Annotated in this window: 17 protein-coding genes; 12 read left to right on the forward strand and 5 right to left on the reverse strand. The window is 32.4% G+C overall.

Translation table 11 applies throughout. From position 1 onward, the window contains the following. Positions 1–48 precede the first annotated feature (48 nt). The 4 genes from larC to ABXG81_RS02205 are packed head-to-tail and all read left to right on the forward strand — an operon-like array spanning position 49 to position 3,316. Entirely contained in the window at positions 49–426 is a 378-nt protein-coding gene (gene larC / locus ABXG81_RS02190) for a nickel insertion protein (RefSeq protein ID WP_288222806.1), read from the forward strand. After that, on the forward strand, positions 423–1,640 hold the full coding sequence (locus ABXG81_RS02195) for an ABC transporter substrate-binding protein (RefSeq protein ID WP_316111050.1): 1,218 nt from the start codon (positions 423–425) through the stop codon (positions 1,638–1,640). Before larC ends, ABXG81_RS02195 begins: the two co-directional genes overlap by 4 nt. Continuing rightward, a complete protein-coding gene (locus ABXG81_RS02200) occupies positions 1,627–2,592 on the forward strand; it encodes an iron ABC transporter permease (protein WP_353529006.1) in 966 nt (321 codons plus the stop codon). Before ABXG81_RS02195 ends, ABXG81_RS02200 begins: the two co-directional genes overlap by 14 nt. Then, positions 2,579–3,316, forward strand: coding sequence for an ABC transporter ATP-binding protein (locus ABXG81_RS02205; protein ID WP_353529007.1), 738 nt, complete (start codon positions 2,579–2,581; stop codon positions 3,314–3,316). The genes ABXG81_RS02200 and ABXG81_RS02205 overlap by 14 nt, the downstream gene beginning before the upstream one ends. A 174-nt stretch (positions 3,317–3,490) precedes the next feature. Here ABXG81_RS02205 and larA read toward each other — a convergent pair whose 3' ends face one another. The 4 genes from larA to ABXG81_RS02225 form a co-directional block, all read right to left on the reverse strand. After that, positions 3,491–4,765 carry a nickel-dependent lactate racemase gene (gene larA / locus ABXG81_RS02210; protein WP_353529008.1) on the reverse strand — a complete coding sequence of 425 codons (1,275 nt, stop codon included), beginning with the start codon at positions 4,763–4,765 and terminating at the stop codon, positions 3,491–3,493. Positions 4,766–4,886: 121 nt separating this feature from the next. Then, complete coding sequence (locus tag ABXG81_RS02215) at positions 4,887–5,579, reverse strand: LrgB family protein (RefSeq protein ID WP_117521912.1); 693 nt, start codon at positions 5,577–5,579, stop codon at positions 4,887–4,889. Positions 5,580–5,584: 5 nt separating this feature from the next. After that, positions 5,585–5,932: a CidA/LrgA family protein gene (locus ABXG81_RS02220; protein WP_117521736.1), complete on the reverse strand. Its 348-nt coding sequence runs from the start codon at positions 5,930–5,932 to the stop codon at positions 5,585–5,587. A 17-nt stretch (positions 5,933–5,949) separates the two neighbouring features. Then, on the reverse strand, positions 5,950–7,371 hold the full coding sequence (locus tag ABXG81_RS02225) for an FAD-binding oxidoreductase (protein ID WP_117521735.1): 1,422 nt from the start codon (positions 7,369–7,371) through the stop codon (positions 5,950–5,952). A 460-nt stretch (positions 7,372–7,831) separates the two neighbouring features. Here ABXG81_RS02225 and ABXG81_RS02230 point away from each other — a divergent pair, with 460 nt between their 5' ends. The 7 genes from ABXG81_RS02230 (at position 7,832) to ABXG81_RS02260 (ending at position 15,336) form a co-directional block, all read left to right on the forward strand. Then, positions 7,832–8,968 (forward strand): acyl-CoA dehydrogenase, encoded by a 1,137-nt coding sequence (locus tag ABXG81_RS02230; RefSeq protein ID WP_117521734.1) that lies wholly within the window; start codon positions 7,832–7,834, stop codon positions 8,966–8,968. 19 nt (positions 8,969–8,987) lie between these two features. Continuing rightward, positions 8,988–9,797, forward strand: coding sequence for an electron transfer flavoprotein subunit beta/FixA family protein (locus ABXG81_RS02235; protein ID WP_117521733.1), 810 nt, complete (start codon positions 8,988–8,990; stop codon positions 9,795–9,797). Between the two features lie 9 nt (positions 9,798–9,806). Then, complete coding sequence (locus ABXG81_RS02240; RefSeq protein ID WP_117521732.1) at positions 9,807–10,811, forward strand: electron transfer flavoprotein subunit alpha/FixB family protein; 1,005 nt, start codon at positions 9,807–9,809, stop codon at positions 10,809–10,811. 132 nt (positions 10,812–10,943) lie between these two features. Further along, positions 10,944–11,723, forward strand: a complete 780-nt coding sequence (locus ABXG81_RS02245) for an enoyl-CoA hydratase-related protein (protein WP_353529009.1) — start codon at positions 10,944–10,946, stop codon at positions 11,721–11,723. Between the two features lie 10 nt (positions 11,724–11,733). After that, positions 11,734–12,576, forward strand: coding sequence for a 3-hydroxybutyryl-CoA dehydrogenase (locus ABXG81_RS02250; RefSeq protein ID WP_117521730.1), 843 nt, complete (start codon positions 11,734–11,736; stop codon positions 12,574–12,576). Positions 12,577–12,623: 47 nt separating this feature from the next. Beyond that, a complete protein-coding gene (locus ABXG81_RS02255; RefSeq protein WP_353529010.1) occupies positions 12,624–13,808 on the forward strand; it encodes an acetyl-CoA C-acetyltransferase in 1,185 nt (394 codons plus the stop codon). A 187-nt stretch (positions 13,809–13,995) separates the two neighbouring features. After that, complete coding sequence (locus ABXG81_RS02260; protein ID WP_353529011.1) at positions 13,996–15,336, forward strand: acetyl-CoA hydrolase/transferase C-terminal domain-containing protein; 1,341 nt, start codon at positions 13,996–13,998, stop codon at positions 15,334–15,336. 76 nt (positions 15,337–15,412) lie between these two features. Here ABXG81_RS02260 and ABXG81_RS02265 read toward each other — a convergent pair whose 3' ends face one another. After that, positions 15,413–15,796: a PaaI family thioesterase gene (locus ABXG81_RS02265; RefSeq protein ID WP_181965130.1), complete on the reverse strand. Its 384-nt coding sequence runs from the start codon at positions 15,794–15,796 to the stop codon at positions 15,413–15,415. A 179-nt stretch (positions 15,797–15,975) separates the two neighbouring features. Between ABXG81_RS02265 and ABXG81_RS02270 the strand changes: the two genes are divergently transcribed. After that, positions 15,976–17,685: an acyl-CoA dehydrogenase family protein gene (locus ABXG81_RS02270; protein ID WP_353529012.1), complete on the forward strand. Its 1,710-nt coding sequence runs from the start codon at positions 15,976–15,978 to the stop codon at positions 17,683–17,685. Positions 17,686–17,772: the final 87 nt, after the last annotated feature.

The following is a 17,772-nucleotide window of genomic DNA, read 5'->3' on the forward strand; positions in this document are numbered from 1 at the left end:
TTGCTTGAAACTAATATAGACGATAGCACGGGGGAAATTTTAGGATTTTTGATGGATGAGTGTATGAATTATGCCTTGGATGTATTCTATACTCCAATATTTATGAAAAAAAATAGGCCGGCTTATAAGCTATCAGTAATTTGTGATTTAGATAGTGAAAAAAATATTGAAGATATAATATTTAAGCACTCTACAAGTATAGGTATAAGAAAGATTCCTATAAAAAGAGACATATTGGATCGCAAGGTAAAGATACTTACATATGATGGAGTCGATTACAAATATAAGATTGTAGATGATAAAGGTGAAAGATATGTATATCCTGAGTTTGAATCTGCAAAAGAACTCTCAAAGGTTATGAATATAGGACTTAAAACTTCCTTTGATTTATTAAAAAAATTATATTATGAAAGAGAGAATTTATGAAATATTTTAAAATACTGATTTTGTCTTTAGTACTAATATTTACTGGATGCTCAAATAATGAAAATATTAGTAAAGAAAATGCTAAAAAAACAGTTACGGAGCAAAATAAAGAAGTTACTACAGATAAGAAGAGTAATGATGAAAAGAAGAAAGATGATAAAGAAAATCCCAATATAGTAGTTACAGACTTAGACGGTAATGAAATAAGTCTTGAAAAACCTCTTGATAAGGTAATTATCCAAGGTTCAAGCTCCGGGGGTCCTTTTATGACAATGATGTACTTGGATAAGGATAACTTTTTATCAAAAATAGCAGCTATGGATGATAGTGTAAAAAAAGACAGAAATGATTTTTATACACGTTTAGTAAAAGTTATGCCAGAAGTAGAGAAGGTTCCTAGAGTTGCTGATTTTATAGATAATGATTTTTCATATGAATCTATATTAAATCTTGATGCTGATGGAATAATAGCTCCAATTAGCTATAAGAGCCAAATAGAAGCTATCCAAGAAAAGATAGATATTCCGGTCTTTTATATTGATTATCATTCACAAGATTTTGATAAACATATAGCTTCAACTAAACTTATTGCTGAGATTACTGGACTAAATAAAAATTTGAAAGAACTAATAGATTTTTACAGTTCAAAAGTAAATCCTATTTTAGAGAATAAATTTGATGAAAGTGAGAGACCTAGTGTTTATATAGAACACGGCTATGAGGGTGAGAAAGAATATGGAAATTCCTATGGGTCAAACAAGATGTGGGGCAAGATTATAGAAGATTGCGGTGGTCATAATATAGGTTCGGATGCGTTAAAATCAGATGAGGCCCTACCATTATCTAGCGAATATGTATTATCAAGAAATCCTGATAAAATTATTCTTACAGGGTCACAATGGATTGAAAAGCCACACTCAATGAAGATGGGTTACGATACTAGCAAAGAAGATGTTGAAGAAAAAATCAACTTATATAATAATCGTCCAGGTTGGAGTGATCTAAAGGCAATCAAAGACCGTGAGTTATATGTAATTAGCCAACAATTAGTTAGGGATATGAGTGACTTTTATTCTTATGAATTTATAGCGAAATCTCTTCATCCTGAGGTGTATAGGAACTTAGACCCTGATAAGGATTTGGAAGAATTTTATGATAAGTTTATGCCAACTGATCTAGAAGGAACCTGGTCATATAAATATGGAGAAAAATAAAAAAATTATTAGCTTTGCTATCACAGTTATTTTACTTGCCTTTGTAGATTTACTAATAGGGGAGAGCAATATTAGATTACTTAATCTATTTAGTTTAAGTAAAACTGAGAAAACTATTTTATTTGATATTAGATTACCGGAAGTGCTAACTTCTTTAGTAGTAGGTTTGTCCCTAGGTCTTGGAGGATCTATTATGCAGACTATATTAAATAATCCCTTAGCTGATCCCTTTACACTGGGAGTATCATCTGCTGCAGGATTTGGTGCAAGCTTATTTTTAAGTTTAGGCTTATCTTTATCATATATAGCTTTTGGTTCTATAGGATTTTCTTTGCTATCTATGGTATTTGTATATCGTATTTCTAGGAAAAAAGAAATGAATACAGAAGATATGATACTTGCGGGTATTGCTGTAAAGCTCTTCTTCGATTCTTTGACTTCACTTTTACAATACTTGGCTAGCGAGGAGACCCTATCGTCTATTGTATTTTGGCTATTTGGAAATGTAAATAAAACAAGTTATAAGCAAATACTTATAATAGCTATTGTATTTTGTATAGTTTTATTTTTATCTTTAAGAGACTCTTGGAAGCTAATGACTATGAGATTTGGAGAAACAAGAGCTGAGGCTATGGGTATAGATACTTCAAAATTAAAGATTAAATCGTTTATAATGGTGTCAATCTTAGCTGCTATAAGTGTTTCTTTTGTGGGAATAATAGGTTTTATAGGTATAATATCTCCTCACTTTGCTAGAAAACTGGTAGGGGAAGACCAAAGGTACTATTTAAGTCTATCATCTCTTATAGGTGCTATGCTTCTTGTTATATCTTCAATGTTATCAAAACTAATTAAGTCGGGTGTAATAATACCTATAGGTATTATATCTGCTTTGGTGGGCTTACCATTAATTTTTATTACAATTTTTGGAGATAGAGATGCTAGAAGTTAAAAATTTAAATATATCATATGATAAGAAAGTAGTAGAGGACTTAAGTTTTAAGCTAAATGCTGGTCAAGTAAATGTGCTTATGGGAAGAAATGGAGCAGGAAAATCATCTATTTTAAATGCGATAAGTGGACTGATTCCTTATAAAGGAGAAATTATAACTAAGGGTAAGATCTCTTATTTAAATCAAAATGTAAATACAGATGCTAATTTTACTGCTTTTGAAACAATTATTCTTGGGAAGGTGAATAGCCTTAATTTTAGGTTAGGCCAGCAGGATATAAAAGATGCAAATGATATTATGGATTTATTAAATATTAGTTCCTTTAGAGAGAAAAAGATAAATAGATTAAGCGGAGGAGAGGTACAAAAGATATTAATTGCACAAGCCCTTATATCTAATCCAAAAGTTTTACTCTTAGATGAACCGGCAAGCGCACTTGATTTAAAAAATCAATATGAAATTTTGACTATTATTAAAGACTTAACTAAAAAGTTAAATTTAACTACGCTTATAATATTACATCAAATAGAATTGATTGAAAAATTTGCAGACAATATTATACTGATTAATCAAAAAAAACTTTATAATATGGGTGATAAGAATACGATTTTTACAAAAAAAATGTTTAAAGAAGTTTATGAGCTTGATGCAAAGATAATAGATTATAATAGTGAACTTTTATTTTACTTTAATGCTAATGATTCTATAGAGTATAAATTATAGAAAAATGGGCTGTTGCAAAACTATGAATAACTATCATCCAATTATCAGAAGGTTCTTTTAGAAAAATTTTTACATAGTCTGCCGGATCGTGGAAGCAAAATTTCCTTATAGGTTTTTCTAATGATTTTGAGATTATTTATTCATTCTGCAACAGCCATTTAAAATTTTTATATTTTATTTTATAAATACAGATATACCATTAGGTATTACTGTTACACTACTATCATTACCCATGAGTTCATTTGCTTTTTCCATAGCTTCATTAAGTGTTTTTACTGGAATCATATGGAAAGTTTTAACTATTTCATCATCTACATCAGATATATAGATAATCGCTTTTGTTTTAAGTAAAACTCTGCATAGAATTTGAGATTCCCATTGATCAGGTATGGTTTCTTCTTTTGGTGTATCAAGGAAAGATTGATATAGTTTTTCTGTATCTGGCTCATTTACAAAAGCGTTATAGAAGGCATCTCCACCTGTACCATCGCTAGATTCAGCACTTACTATAATTACACCACCATCTTTAACTGTAGCTTCTGCAGCAGTCATTGATTTTACTGCTTGATAAATATTTTGATCTAGTGGATATCCGCCATTAGATGTTATTGCGATATCAGCTAATCTCTTATCTACTCCAGCCTTTCCTTTAAGCCACTCTGTGCCGGCTTCATGAGCTTTTTCAAGATCTCCCGCTACTGCATGGATTACTTCTTTATCTGAATTTATTACTACATTTACTATATACACAAGACCAAGTGCTTTAGCTGCAGCTATCATATCTTTGTGAATAGGGTTATTTTCTAGATTACCTGTTCTAGCATATTCACTGTCGATAAATTCTGCGTTGTGGTTATACATTACTGCTTTACGACTACAGCAACCTGGGAATACGCTCTTTCTACCACCAGAGTAACCAGCAAAAAAGTGTGGTTCTATAAATCCTTCTGCTACTAATAAATCAGCCTCAGCTGCTAATTTATTTACTATTATATTGCCACCAGAAGGTAATTTTTCATCTAATGTTACTAGCATTGATTCATCATCACAATCATGGATATATATTTTCTCATTTTTATATATATTTTCTCCAATCTTACCAATTAATTCTTCCTTAGTAGTTCCTCTATGACATCCTGTAGCAACTAAAAGAGTTATATCGGCATCAGGGTTTCCTTCTCTAATTTCTTTAAGCATTAGTGGGAGTATGTATTTGCTAGGTACAGGCCTAGTGTGATCTGAAATTAGGATTACAACCTTATCTTTACCGACTGCTAATTCTTTAAGTTTTTTAGAATCTATAGGATTTTTCATTGCTTTTTTTACGATTGTAAGTTGATCGTCTTCTGGTTGGTATTCTTCAATACTTGCTTCAAGTACTCCATTAATTCTTTCGTTTGATATTTCTGTCTCTTGGAAACCTTTTCCATAAGGCAATTCAATTTTCATAAAATCCTTCTTTCTTAAATCTTAAAATAATTTTTTAAATTTTATTAACTATATTTTACTAGTTAGCTACAATTTGTTTTGTAAAAAAAGCCATAAAATAATTATTTTACGGCTTTTCTACTTAGAATACTGAATCTACAATTAGCATTGCTAGTGGCATTAGAACAACTGTTACAATACCTGCAATTGCTATAGATAGTCCAGACATAGCTCCTTGGATTTGACCCATTTTTCTAGCTTCGCTAGTTCCTACTGCATGGGCAGATGTGCCAATAGCTACACCTTGAGCAATTGGATCAGTAATTTTAAATACTTTTAATATTAGTGGAGCAATCGCTGCACCTATAACTCCTCTTAATACAACCATGATAGCTGTCAAGGCAACTATACCATTATATTCAGCCGTAAGTGATATTGCTATTGCTGTGGTTATTGATTGTGGTACTAAGGAAACTACTAGATCCTGATCAAGTCCTAGTCCTTTGGAAACAAAAATAGCTAAAATCATAGCGACAATTGATCCTACAATAACTCCTACCAATATTGGAATTATGTTTTTTCTTAGTGAATCTAAATTTAAATAAAGATCTAGAATCATAGCAACCGTTGCTGGTGCTATGAAGAAAGCTATAAAATCTCCACCCATTTTATAGTGTTCATAAGGTATGCCTGTTATCTTTAGAAAACCTACAATTAGAAGAATAGCTATTAACAACGGGTTAGCAATAGGATTTTTAACTTTGCTATTAATCCATTTTCCGATTTCAAAGGCAAGAAAGGATAGGATTATACCAAAGTAGGTATTATCAAATATCAAATTCATTTTTTTCTCCTTTGAAGACTTTGGACAATTATTCCTGTTACTCCCATAGTTACTGCGGTACCTACTAAAACAATTATAACTAGTTTTAATATTCTGCCTTGAATAACTTCATAGTTAGCCATGATACCAACTCCTACTGGTACAAATAAAAATGCTAAGTTAGCTAAGATACCATTTGAAGTTTTTTCTATTTCTTCTGGTTTAAGTATATTAAGTCTTAAAGCAATAAATAGGTAAATCATACCATATACTGCTTCTGGAATTGGAAAATTAATTGCTTTTCTTGTCAAAGAACCTAGTAGTAAACATGCACAAAGAATTACAAATTCTTTTAAATAATTCATAATAGATTCCTTTAAGCTTATAGACCGATAACTTTATCTGGATTAAGTATTTGATTTGGATCGAATACTTTTTTGATTCCTTTCATAAGATCAGTATTAAGGTCACCTTCGAATCCTTTTAGATATTTTAATTTACCATGTCCTATGCCGTGTTCTCCCGAAATTTTTCCTCCAAGAGCATAGGCTTCTTTATAAATTACGTCCATGAATTTATCAACTTCTTCAACGAATTCATCGTGTTTATCTACTTCGTTTGATAGTGTATATATGTGTAGGTTACCATCGCCTGCGTGTCCAAAACTTTGAACGTCAAACATATAGTTCTTAGCTTCTTCATTTACGAAGTTAACGTATTCAGCTATTTTTGTAATTGGAACTACTACGTCACATTCATCTAATAATTCATATTGTGAATCAATAGCTTCTAGGAATGAGCTTCTTGCTGCCCAAGCATCTTTGATAGCATTTGGTGTATCAGCTACTAAGCAATCAATAGCGCCATTTTCTACTAATATTTCTGCGGCTCTTTCGAGAACATCATACAATTCATCTTCATTATCGCCGTCAAAAGTGATAAGTAGGTATGCGTTAGCATCAACTCCATCTATTTTTTTAGGGAATGTTTCTCTACCTATGTATTTTTCAGAAGCTAGAACTATTTTTCTTTCCATAAATTCAATAGCTTGTGGATTTAAATTATTTTTGAATAATTTAGGAACTGTGGATATACAGTCGTCTAGATTTTCAAATGGCACTATTAAAGAAATTGTAGCTTTTGGAGCGGGCACTATTTTAAGTGTTAATTCTGTTATTATACCTAGTGTACCTTCACTACCAATCATTAAATCTTTTAAGTCGTATCCTGTAGAAGATTTGCTTACTACTGCACCAAAATTTGTGATTTCACCAGTTGGTAAGACAACTTGCATACTTCTTACATAATCTCTTGTAGTTCCGTATTTTACAGCACGCATACCACCAGCATTAGTAGATACATTTCCGCCTAGAGTTGCAAATTTTTCACCTGGATCAGGTGGATATAAGTAACCTTTTGATAGGGCATCCATAGCCAAGTCATTTAAGAAAACACCAGGTTGAACGCGAACAACCATATTGTCTTCATCATATTCGAGGATTTGATTCATTGGTTGCATGTTAAGCATAACACCTTGTTTAATAGCTACACCAGCACCAGTTAAGCCTGATCCAGCTCCTCTTGCTAATACAGGGATTTTATTTTCATTACAAATCTTAAGTACAGCTGCTACTTCTTCTGCTGAGTGTATATCTACTAGTACATCAGGTGTTCCTGATCCATAAATAGGCATTTCATCGTGGAAAAAATCTTCGTTGATTTCTTCGCCAACGTATACATTACCAGAAACAGCATCTTCTATATCAAAGATGATGTCTTCAGTGATTTTGTTATAATCTGTCATAATTCCTCCTAAGATATTTTCAAATATTTGAAATTGTTATGATTTCGTTTTCATTATAACATAATTATTTTAGTTTGCAAAAATTTTATCTTAAATTTTTTACAAGATAAACTAAAATGTTTTATAAATGATAGACTAATTATTTTATTATTATAACTTTTTAAAGGAATTGCGTAATTAAATTGCTTATTTTACTTATTTGTAATAGAAAGTATGGTGAAATTAGCATTGGTATATTAATTAATATATTGAATGATGACAATTGGTGCATAAAGGATAAATAAATAACTAACATAAATAGTATTTATGGTAGTATCTTAACTTAAAAAACATTTTCAAAATTAAATTCGTCAAAAAGAGTTGACAAATGCTAAAATTATTGTTATATTTGTAACAAGAAGTTAATAATATATGAATATGCAAGCCAATTGGGTATGTATATGAAAGAAAAGGAGAAATTATGTATAAATTAACTGAAGATCAACTTGAAATGCAACAAATGTTCAGAGATTTTGCTGAAAAAGAAGTAGCTCCAAAGGCTATTGAAGTAGATGAAGAACATAAATTTCCAGAAGAAAACGTTAAGAAGATGCAAGAACTAGGATTCTTCGGAATTCCTTTTGATGAAGAATACGGTGGCATTGGACTTGACACACTTACATACATATTAGCTGTAGAAGAATTATCTAAAGCTTGTGGTACAACAGGCGTTATTCTTTCAGCTCATACATCTTTATGTGCTGATTGTATCAATAAATTTGGTACTGACGAACAAAAAGAAAAATATCTTACACCATTAGCTTCAGGTGAGTCTATCGGAGCTTTTGCTCTTACTGAACCAGATGCTGGTACAGATGCTGCAGGACAAAAAACTGTTGCTGTACTTGATGGGGATCATTATGTACTTAATGGTTCTAAAATATTTATAACTAATGCTGGTTATGCTGATACTTATGTAGTATTTGCAATGACTGATAAATCTCAAGGTACAAGAGGGATTTCAGCATTTATAGTTGAAAAAGACTTCGAAGGATTTAAAACAGGTACTATTGAAGATAAAATGGGTATTAAGGGATCTTCTACAAGAGAATTAATATTTACAGATTGTAAAGTTCCTAAAGAAAATCTATTACTTGAAGAAGGTAAAGGATTTAAAATAGCAATGCAAACACTTGATGGTGGTAGAATCGGTATTGCTGCTCAAGCTCTTGGTATTGCTGAAGGCGCTTTAGCAAAAGCTACTAAATATGTTAAAGAAAGAGAACAATTTGGTAGACCACTTGCTAAATTCCAAAATACACAATTTAAATTAGCAGAAATGGCTATAGATATTGAATCTGCTAGACACTTAGTATACAAAGCAGCTACGCTTAAAGATGAAGGCGAAAGCTACACTGTAGCAGCAGCTACTGCAAAATTAAAAGCAGCAAGAGTAGCAATGGATGTAACAACTAAAGCTGTACAAATTCTTGGTGGGTATGGTTACATTAAGGAATACGAAGTTGAAAGAATGATGAGAGATGCTAAGATAACTGAAATTTATGAAGGTACATCAGAAGTTATGCTTATGGTTGTTGCCGGAGATTTATTGAAATAGTAATAAAAAAGGAGTAAAAATGAACATTTTTGTATGTGCAAAACAAGTACCGGATACAAATGAAATAAAAATTGATCCAGTTACAAACACTTTAGTGAGAAAAGGTGTTCCAAGTATTTTAAATACTTATGATTCATTTGCTTTAGAGCAAGCTTTAAGAATTAAAGATAATGATCCTGAAACAAAGATCGTTGTTATATCTATGGGACCAGGACAAGCTGAAGATATGCTTAGAGATTGTCTAGCTGTAGGCGCTGATAAAGCTTACCTTGTAACAGATAGAAAATTCGGTGGATCTGATACATTAGCTACGAGCTATATTTTATCTAATGCAATCAAAACAATTGCAAAAGAAGAAGGTGAACCTGATTTAATATTCTGTGGTATGCAGGCTATAGATGGTGATACTGCTCAAGTAGGTCCAGAAATTGCAGAGTTACTAGGATTACCTCAAGTTACACGTGGATTTAAGGCTGAACTTAATGATGAGGGTATCAAAGTATTACAAGAAGCAGATGGTGGAGCTAGAAATGTTCAATCTGTTATCCCTGCTTTAGTTACTTTCACTAAATATGCAGACATCGAATTAAGATATCCAAAGATAAAAGATAAATTAAAAGCTAAAAAAGCTGAAATTAGCCAAGTAACCTTTGAAGATATGTCTGATGTCATCGATCCATCAAGAATTGGATTAAAAGGTTCACCAACTAGAGTGGCTAAATCTTATGCTCCTGATATCCAAAAAGTAGGAGAAATCTATGAAGATCTAGCACCTGAAGAAGCAGTAAATAAGTTAATGGAATCATTAGCTGATAAAAAGCTTATTTAAGGAGGAAACATGTCAGAAAATAAAAATCTTTGGGTATTTGTAGAGACAAAAGAAGACGGATCAGCTATGAATGTTGGTCTTGAATTAATGAACCCTGGTAGGAAAATGGCCGATGTACTTCAAGAGCAATTAGTAGCTGTAATTATCGGTGAAAATGTAGAAAAAGCTCGTCAAGAAGTTAAAAAATATGGCGTAGATAGCATAATCACTGTAGAAGGCGAAGATTACAAAGATTACAATACAGATATTTATACAAATGCTTTATGTAAATTAGTTGAAAAACATAGTCCAAATGTAATCTTAATTGGTGCTACAATGAATGGTCGTGATTTAGGACCAAGAGTTTCATCAAGACTTGGAACAGGACTTACAGCAGACTGTACAGAGTTAGATGTAGACTTTGAAACAGGAGATGTAAAATGGACTAGACCAGCATTTGGTGGTAACTTAATGGCACAAATCTTATCTCCAGATTCTAGACCACAAATGGGTACGGTTAGACCTGGCGTATTCTCTAAAGAAGAAGTTGAAGCTAAGGAAAATATTGAAGAAATCTCAGAAACAATTGAGTATACAGATGAAGTTAGAACAAGAATCCTTGACTTTATCCCAAGAGATGAAGGAGACGATGTAGACTTGACAGCAGCTGAATATATAGTTTCAGGTGGACGTGGTCTAGGAGATCCTTCTAACTATAAACTTATCGAAGATTTGGCTGATGCTCTTGGAGGTTCTGCAGGATCATCTCGTCCTTTAGTAGATGCAGGATGGGTTACACACTCTCACCAAGTAGGCCAATCTGGTACAACTGTAGGACCTAAAGTTTATATAGCTGTAGGCATCTCAGGAGCTATTCAACACTTAGCTGGTATTGGTGCTAGTGATACTATCATTGCTATCAACAAAGATCCAGATGCACCTATATTCTCTGTAGCTGATTATGGAATAGTTGGAGATCTATTTGAAATATTACCAGTATTAACAGAAAAAATTAAAGAGAAAAAAGGCAATTAATATAATTTTATAAACAATAAATAATAATGATGTGATTTGAGCTACCTAGATATTTGAAATTTCATAAGTAAATATATGGGTAGCTTTAATTCTATAAATTTTAATTTGGTTTTTAAACATTAGGAGGAACTTATGACCTACGAGACCATAAAATATGAAATAAATGAATCAATTGCAAAAATAACAATCAATAGACCGGATGCTTTAAACGCACTTAATTCTGATGTTTTAAATGATCTAGATAAAGCTATAGAAGAAGTGAAAGATAATAGTGATTTAAGGGTATTAATTATTACTGGAGAGGGTAGATCATTTGTTGCGGGTGCTGATATAAAAGAAATGTCTGAATTAAATCCGATCCAGGCACGTGACTTTGGTAAAAAAGGTATATCTGTATTTAGAAAAATAGAAACATTACCTATTCCTGTTATAGCCCAAGTTAATGGGTTTGCTTTAGGCGGTGGTTGTGAGTTAGCTATGGCTTGTGATATTAGAATTGCTAGCGACAAAGCATTATTTGGTCAACCAGAAGTTGGTCTTGGAATTATGCCTGGTTTTGGTGGTAGTCAAAGACTTCAAAGACTTGTAGGACAAGGTTGGGCAAAATACTTAATCTACTCTGCAGAAAATATTAAAGCTGATAAAGCATTGGAAATTGGATTGGTACAAGAAGTTGTAGAAGTTGATCAACTAGAACAAAGAGTTAATCAACTAGCTAATAGTATAGCTAGCAAAGCTCCAATAGCTGTAAAATTATCCAAAGAGGCTATCAATACTGGTGGTCAAGTAGATATAGATTCTGGTTTAAGAATTGAAGAAAATAACTTTGGATTAACCTTCTCAACAGAAGATATGAAAACTGGAACTAAGGCTTTTATAAATAAAGAAAAAGCTGAATTTCAAAATAAATAAGGAGAGTAATATGAAAATTGGTGTAATTGGTGCAGGTACAATGGGTGCTGGTATAGCAGAAGTAATGAGTAAACATTATGATGTTGTTGTAAGAGATATCAGTGAAGAATTTGTTGAAAGAGGAAGAAATACTATTACAAAATCTTTTGAGAAAGCAGTTGCAAAAGAAAGAATTACAGCTGAACAAAAAGATGAATATTTAGGTAGATTAAATTTTACAACAGATGTAAATGAACTTAAAGATTGTGATCTTATCATAGAAGCGGCAAGTGAAAATCCAGAAATCAAAAAATCTATTTTTAAAGAGCTTTGTGAACTTTGTGATGAAAAAACAATACTTGCTTCAAATACATCATCAATCTCTATAACAGAAATTGCAGCAGCTACAGGCAGAGCTGATAGAGTAATTGGTATGCACTTCTTTAATCCAGCAACAGTAATGAAACTTGTTGAACTTATAAAAGGTCTTACAACAAGTGATGAAACAGTTGCTAAAGTTAAAGAAATAACTGAAGCAATTGGTAAAACTCCTGTTGAAGTTAAAGAAGCTCCTGGTTTTGTTGTAAATAGAATTCTTATACCAATGGTTTCTGAAGGAATATATGTTCTTCAAGAAGGCTTAGCAACTCCAGAAGGAATCGATACAGCTATGAAACTTGGTGCAAACCATCCAATGGGACCACTAGAATTAGCTGACTTAATTGGTCTTGATATTGTATTAAATATTATGGACTACTTAAAAGATACAATCGGTTCTGATAAATATGCAGCTCCAGTTCTTCTTAGACAAAAAGTGGCAGCAGGTGAATTAGGTAGAAAATCTGGTAAAGGATTCTACGATTATAGTAAATAAGATATCAACGGATAACCATATAATAATTAATATAGAAAGGATATAAAATGACTAGAAAAGTAGTAATAGCAAGTGCAGCAAGAACACCAGTAGGTTCATATGGCGGATCATTAAAATCAGTATCTGCTAAAGATTTAGGTATTACAGCAGTAAAGGAAGCTATCAATAGAGCTGGAATAAAACCAGAAGATGTAGATGAAACAGTATTTGGTTGTGTACTTCAAGCTGGTCTTGGACAAAATATAGCAAGACAAATTTCTCTAGGATCAGGTATTCCTAAAGAGAAGCCAGCAATGACTGTTAACATTGTTTGTGGATCTGGCCTTAGATCAGTATCATTAGCAGCTCAAATGATTAAAGCTGGAGATGCTGATATTGTTGTAGCTGGTGGTACAGAATCTATGTCTAACGCTCCATTCTTACTAAATGAAGAGAGATGGGGAGCTAGAATGGGAGACAAAAAAGTTGTCGATGAAATGATTAAAGATGGTCTTTGGGATGCATTTAATGACTATCACATGGGAATGACAGCTGAAAATATAGCTGAAAAGTATAATCTAACTCGTGAAGAACAAGATGAACTTGCGGCTATGAGTCAAAATAGAGCTGAAAAAGCTAGAGCTGAAGGTAGATTCAAAGATGAAATCGTACCAGTAGAAGTTAAAGATAGAAAAGGAAATGTTACAACTGTAGATACAGATGAACACATAAGAGAAGGCGTTACAGCTGAAGGTATTTCAGGTCTTAAACCTGCATTTAAAAGAGATGGCGGTTCTGTAACAGCTGCAAACGCATCTGGTCTTAATGATGGTTCAGCAGCATTAGTAGTAATGAGTGAAGAAAAAGCTAAAGAATTAGGTGTAACTCCACTTGCAACTGTTGTTTCTTATGCTACAGAAGGTGTTGATCCAGCAATTATGGGAACAGGCCCAATCCCTACAGTTAGAAAAGCATTAGAAAAAGCTGACTTAAATCTTGAAGATATTGAACTTATAGAAGCTAATGAAGCTTTCGCTGCTCAAGCTTTATCAGTTATTAAAGAATTAGGATTAAATACTGATATAGTAAATGTTAATGGTGGAGCAATAGCAATTGGTCACCCTATCGGAGCATCAGGAGCTAGAATTTTCACAACTTTATTATATGAAATGCAAAAAAGAGATGTTAAAAAAGGTCTTGCAACACTTTGTATAGGTGGTGGAATGGGTACAGCTATTGTCGTTGAAAGATAATATTTAAAGTAAAATAAAAAATGATCTCCCAGATATTAAGATTTGGGAGATCATTTTTATACACTAGCTTATTGGTAGGAGTGTAGAATACGTTAAAAATATATTTATTCTAGATATTTATTATCAATGATGCTATAATGGTTTTATATAAAGAAAACGATTTTAAAATAAATTTAGAGGGGTATTTATGGATTTTAAGCAAGAATATGAAAAAAAGCTTATAAGTGTAGAAGAGGCTGCTGGTCTAGTTAAAGATGGTGATTGGATTGATATAGCGTGGTGTGCATTAACTCCAAAGGCTTTTGATGAAGCTTTAGCTAAAAGAGTAGATGAACTTCATGATGTGAAAATTAGAGGTGGAGTAGTTCCATATCAATTAGCAATAGGAGAGGCCGATCAAACTGGAGAACACTTTATTTATCATTCTTGGCACTCTTCTGGTACTGAAAGAGCTCTTATAAATAAACGTGATCACAGTGCGTATTTTATTCCTATTAAATACAGTGAAATAGGTAGATACATTAATGAAAATGCTGAAAAGGCTAGCCTAGCTGTTATGCAAGTATCTCCGATGGATAAACACGGTAACTTTAACTTTGGTTTATCTGCAAGTCATGCTTGGGAAATATTTAATAATGCTGAAAAGGTAGTTTTAGAAGTAAATGAAAATGTACCAGTAGCTTACGGCGGATACTTAAACTATATTAATATCAAAGATGTAGATTATGTATATGAAGCAAATTATGATATGTTAACTTTAGGCAAAGCTAACTTTGGTGAAGAAGAGCTTAAAGTTGCTGAAAATGTAGTGGGATTATTAAGAGATGGAGATTGTCTACAAATAGGTATAGGTGGACTTCCTAATGCTATAGGATCAGAAATTGCTAAATCAGATCTTAAAGATCTAGGTGTTCATACGGAAATGTACGTAGATGCTTTTGTTGAAATGGCTAAAGCTGGTAGAATTTCTGGTATGAAGAAAAATCGTGATGTAGGTCGTCAAACGTATGCATTTGCTGCAGGCAGTCAAGAACTTTATGATTATATAGATCATAACGAAGAATTAATGGCAGTTCCAGTAGGATATGCGAATGATGTAGATGTTATTGCATCTTTGGATAACTTTGTATCTATTAATACAGCTATGCAAGTGGATTTATGGGGACAAATTTCTTCCGAAACAGTTGGAACTAGACATATTTCTGGAGCAGGTGGAGCACTAGATTTCATTTTAGGTGCATATAGATCTAAAGGTGGTCGCTCAATAGTTGCTCTTAAATCTTCTAGAGTTGATAAAGAAGGTAACAGAGTATCAAATATTGTACCTACATTTAAGCCAGGCACTCAAGCAACTGCAGTCAGAAGCAATACTCACTATATAGCTACAGAACAAGGTATTAAAAACTTTAAAGGATTATCAACATGGCAAGCAACTGAAGCTTTAATAAATTTAGCTCATCCAGATAATAGAGATGAATTAATAAAAGAAGCTGATGAGTTAGGAATTTGGAGAAATTCTAATAAATAAAAAAGAAGGGGATGCTAATGAGCATCCTTTTTGTTTAGTCCTAATATTAGATTTAATGTAAGCTATAATAATATTATTATTTATCTTTAGAAATTTTCCTTTCCATAGGACTAAACGATGTGGTAGCTTCTGCAGATAAGTTATAGTTATTATCAAAAATTTGACAGTTTATTACTATTATTTTTTTACCTCTTTTAATAGTTTTTGCTTCAGCGTAAACATAATCTCCCTCTTTAACTCTTATTGGATTTAAATAATAGATACTCATATTATTTGTAGGGGTCATTATTTTTATACTACTAGCCAGATAACCACTAACTGAATCTGCTATACTTGCAGTAATACCTCCATGGAGACTATTTATATTATTAGCAAATTCTTTTTTTAACTTAATCCTTGCTTTAACAAATTCGTTATTACATTCTAAATACTCAATATTTAATATATCACTAAAATTCACAATTACCTCTTTATTACTTTTGTATAGATTAAAATTTCATACTTAATACACATAATACTATACCTTTATAAAAGACTTTACATTAATGAGGGCTTTTAATTTGATTTGGGTATATTAATATTAGGCAAACAATTTCAATGTTTGTAAAAGATTAATGATTTTAAACAATAGGAGATAATATGTCATATAATTTACCAAAAGATATAGAAGAATTTAGACAATACGTTAGGGATTTTGCTGAAAAGAAAGTAAAACCAATTGCTTTTCAACTAGATCAAACAAAAGAATTCCCAAAAGAAATAGTTAAAGGGATGGGAGAACTTGGTTTATTTGGTATTCCTTTTCCAGAAAAATGGGGTGGAGCTGGACTTAGCCAAAAGCATTATGCAATAGCTGTAGAAGAGCTTTCTAGAGTAGATGGTGGTGTTGGTGTTATTTTATCAGCTCATACGTCTCTTGGTACATGGGGTATCAATGAATTTGGTACTGACGAACAAAAGGAAAAATATTTAAAACCACTTTGTGATGGTAGATCTATTGGTGGTTTTGGTCTTACAGAAGATAATGCAGGTTCTGATTCAGCTGGAACAGAAACAACAGCAGAAGATAAGGGAGAGTATTACCTACTAAATGGTAAGAAAATTTACATTACAAATGCACCTGAAGCTCAAACATACCTAGTAACAGCAGTTACAGAACCAGGCAAGGGTAATCATGGTATCTCAATGTTTATTGTTGATAAAGATTTTGAAGGATTTACATTCTCAGAACCATACGATAAATTAGGTATTAGATCATCAGTTACTGCTGAACTTCATTTTGATAATGTAAAAGTTCCAAAAGAAAACTTGCTTGGAGAACTAGGCAAGGGATTCAAACAAGCAATGATGATTCTAGACGGTGGTAGAATAGGTATAGCTGCTCAAGCTCTAGGTATTTCACAAGGAGCTTATGAATCAGCTAAGGAATATACTATACAACGAGAACAATTTGGTAGATCAATTGCACAATTCCAAAATACACAATTTATGCTAGCTGATATGGCTACTCAAATAAAAGCAGCTAGACTTTTAGTATATGATGCAGCAGATAAAAAAGAAAACCATGAAAAAGGTTATGGCAAAGATGCGGCTATGGCAAAATTATTTGCTTCGGATTTAGCTGATAAAGTTACATCAGATGCCCTACAACTTTACGGTGGATCTGGATTTATCAAGGGTGTAGATGTTGAAAGACATTATAGAGATGCTAAGATTACTCAAATCTATGAAGGTACTAATCAAATCATGAGAGTAGTAATTGCAAGTTATCTATTACCAAGACCAGAAAAATCTGAAAAAGGTGAAAATAAAGAAACTGGTGAAAAGAGAAGAAGAAAACCGAAAACTTCTATAGTAGGAGATAGAAAGAAAGAAATATTTAAGGGTGACCCAAAAGAATCAGCTAAGAAGTTAGTAGAAGCTCTAAAAGCTGATGGCTATACATTTGATAAAAAAGATATGGATCCAGACTATGCATTTGAAGATTCTGATAGAGTAGTATCTTTTGGTATGGGTATAGGTGAAGAGCAAAACAAAGAAATCATCAAAGAATTAGCTAAAGAAACAGGAGCAGCAATAGGAGGATCACGTCCAGTTGCAGAAGTTAAGAGATATTTACCACTGGATAGATATATAGGTTTATCAGGACAAAAATTTAAAGGTGATCTATACATTGCAGTAGGTATTTCAGGGGCTTTACAACACTTACAAGGAATCACAGATGTTAAGACAATAGTTGCAATCAATAATAACGAAAGTGCACCATTCTTTAAGAATTGTGATTATGGTATAGTGGGAGATTTTCACGAAGTTGTACCAGCTCTTATAGAAGAAATTAAAAAAGCTTAATAAAATTAAAATGGGGTTGTTTCAGATTCATAGATATCTATCGTTCCATCATTTGATTCTATAAGAAAGTTTGAGATTTAGCCAGCA

This window comes from Anaerococcus nagyae (assembly GCF_040364225.1).
Taxonomy (GTDB): Bacteria; Bacillota; Clostridia; order Tissierellales; family Peptoniphilaceae; genus Anaerococcus; species Anaerococcus nagyae.

Coding starts and splice junctions, on each gene's coding strand:
- ABXG81_RS02195 (WP_316111050.1), top strand. CDS start 423: ATGAAATATTTTAAAATACTGATTTTGTCTTTAGTACTAATATTTACT.
- ABXG81_RS02200 (WP_353529006.1), top strand. CDS start 1,627: ATGGAGAAAAATAAAAAAATTATTAGCTTTGCTATCACAGTTATTTTA.
- ABXG81_RS02205 (WP_353529007.1), top strand. CDS start 2,579: ATGCTAGAAGTTAAAAATTTAAATATATCATATGATAAGAAAGTAGTA.
- larA (WP_353529008.1), bottom strand. CDS start 4,765: ATGAAAATTGAATTGCCTTATGGAAAAGGTTTCCAAGAGACAGAAATA.
- ABXG81_RS02220 (WP_117521736.1), bottom strand. CDS start 5,932: ATGAATTATTTAAAAGAATTTGTAATTCTTTGTGCATGTTTACTACTA.
- ABXG81_RS02225 (WP_117521735.1), bottom strand. CDS start 7,371: ATGACAGATTATAACAAAATCACTGAAGACATCATCTTTGATATAGAA.
- ABXG81_RS02230 (WP_117521734.1), top strand. CDS start 7,832: ATGTATAAATTAACTGAAGATCAACTTGAAATGCAACAAATGTTCAGA.
- ABXG81_RS02235 (WP_117521733.1), top strand. CDS start 8,988: ATGAACATTTTTGTATGTGCAAAACAAGTACCGGATACAAATGAAATA.
- ABXG81_RS02240 (WP_117521732.1), top strand. CDS start 9,807: ATGTCAGAAAATAAAAATCTTTGGGTATTTGTAGAGACAAAAGAAGAC.
- ABXG81_RS02245 (WP_353529009.1), top strand. CDS start 10,944: ATGACCTACGAGACCATAAAATATGAAATAAATGAATCAATTGCAAAA.
- ABXG81_RS02250 (WP_117521730.1), top strand. CDS start 11,734: ATGAAAATTGGTGTAATTGGTGCAGGTACAATGGGTGCTGGTATAGCA.
- ABXG81_RS02255 (WP_353529010.1), top strand. CDS start 12,624: ATGACTAGAAAAGTAGTAATAGCAAGTGCAGCAAGAACACCAGTAGGT.
- ABXG81_RS02260 (WP_353529011.1), top strand. CDS start 13,996: ATGGATTTTAAGCAAGAATATGAAAAAAAGCTTATAAGTGTAGAAGAG.
- ABXG81_RS02270 (WP_353529012.1), top strand. CDS start 15,976: ATGTCATATAATTTACCAAAAGATATAGAAGAATTTAGACAATACGTT.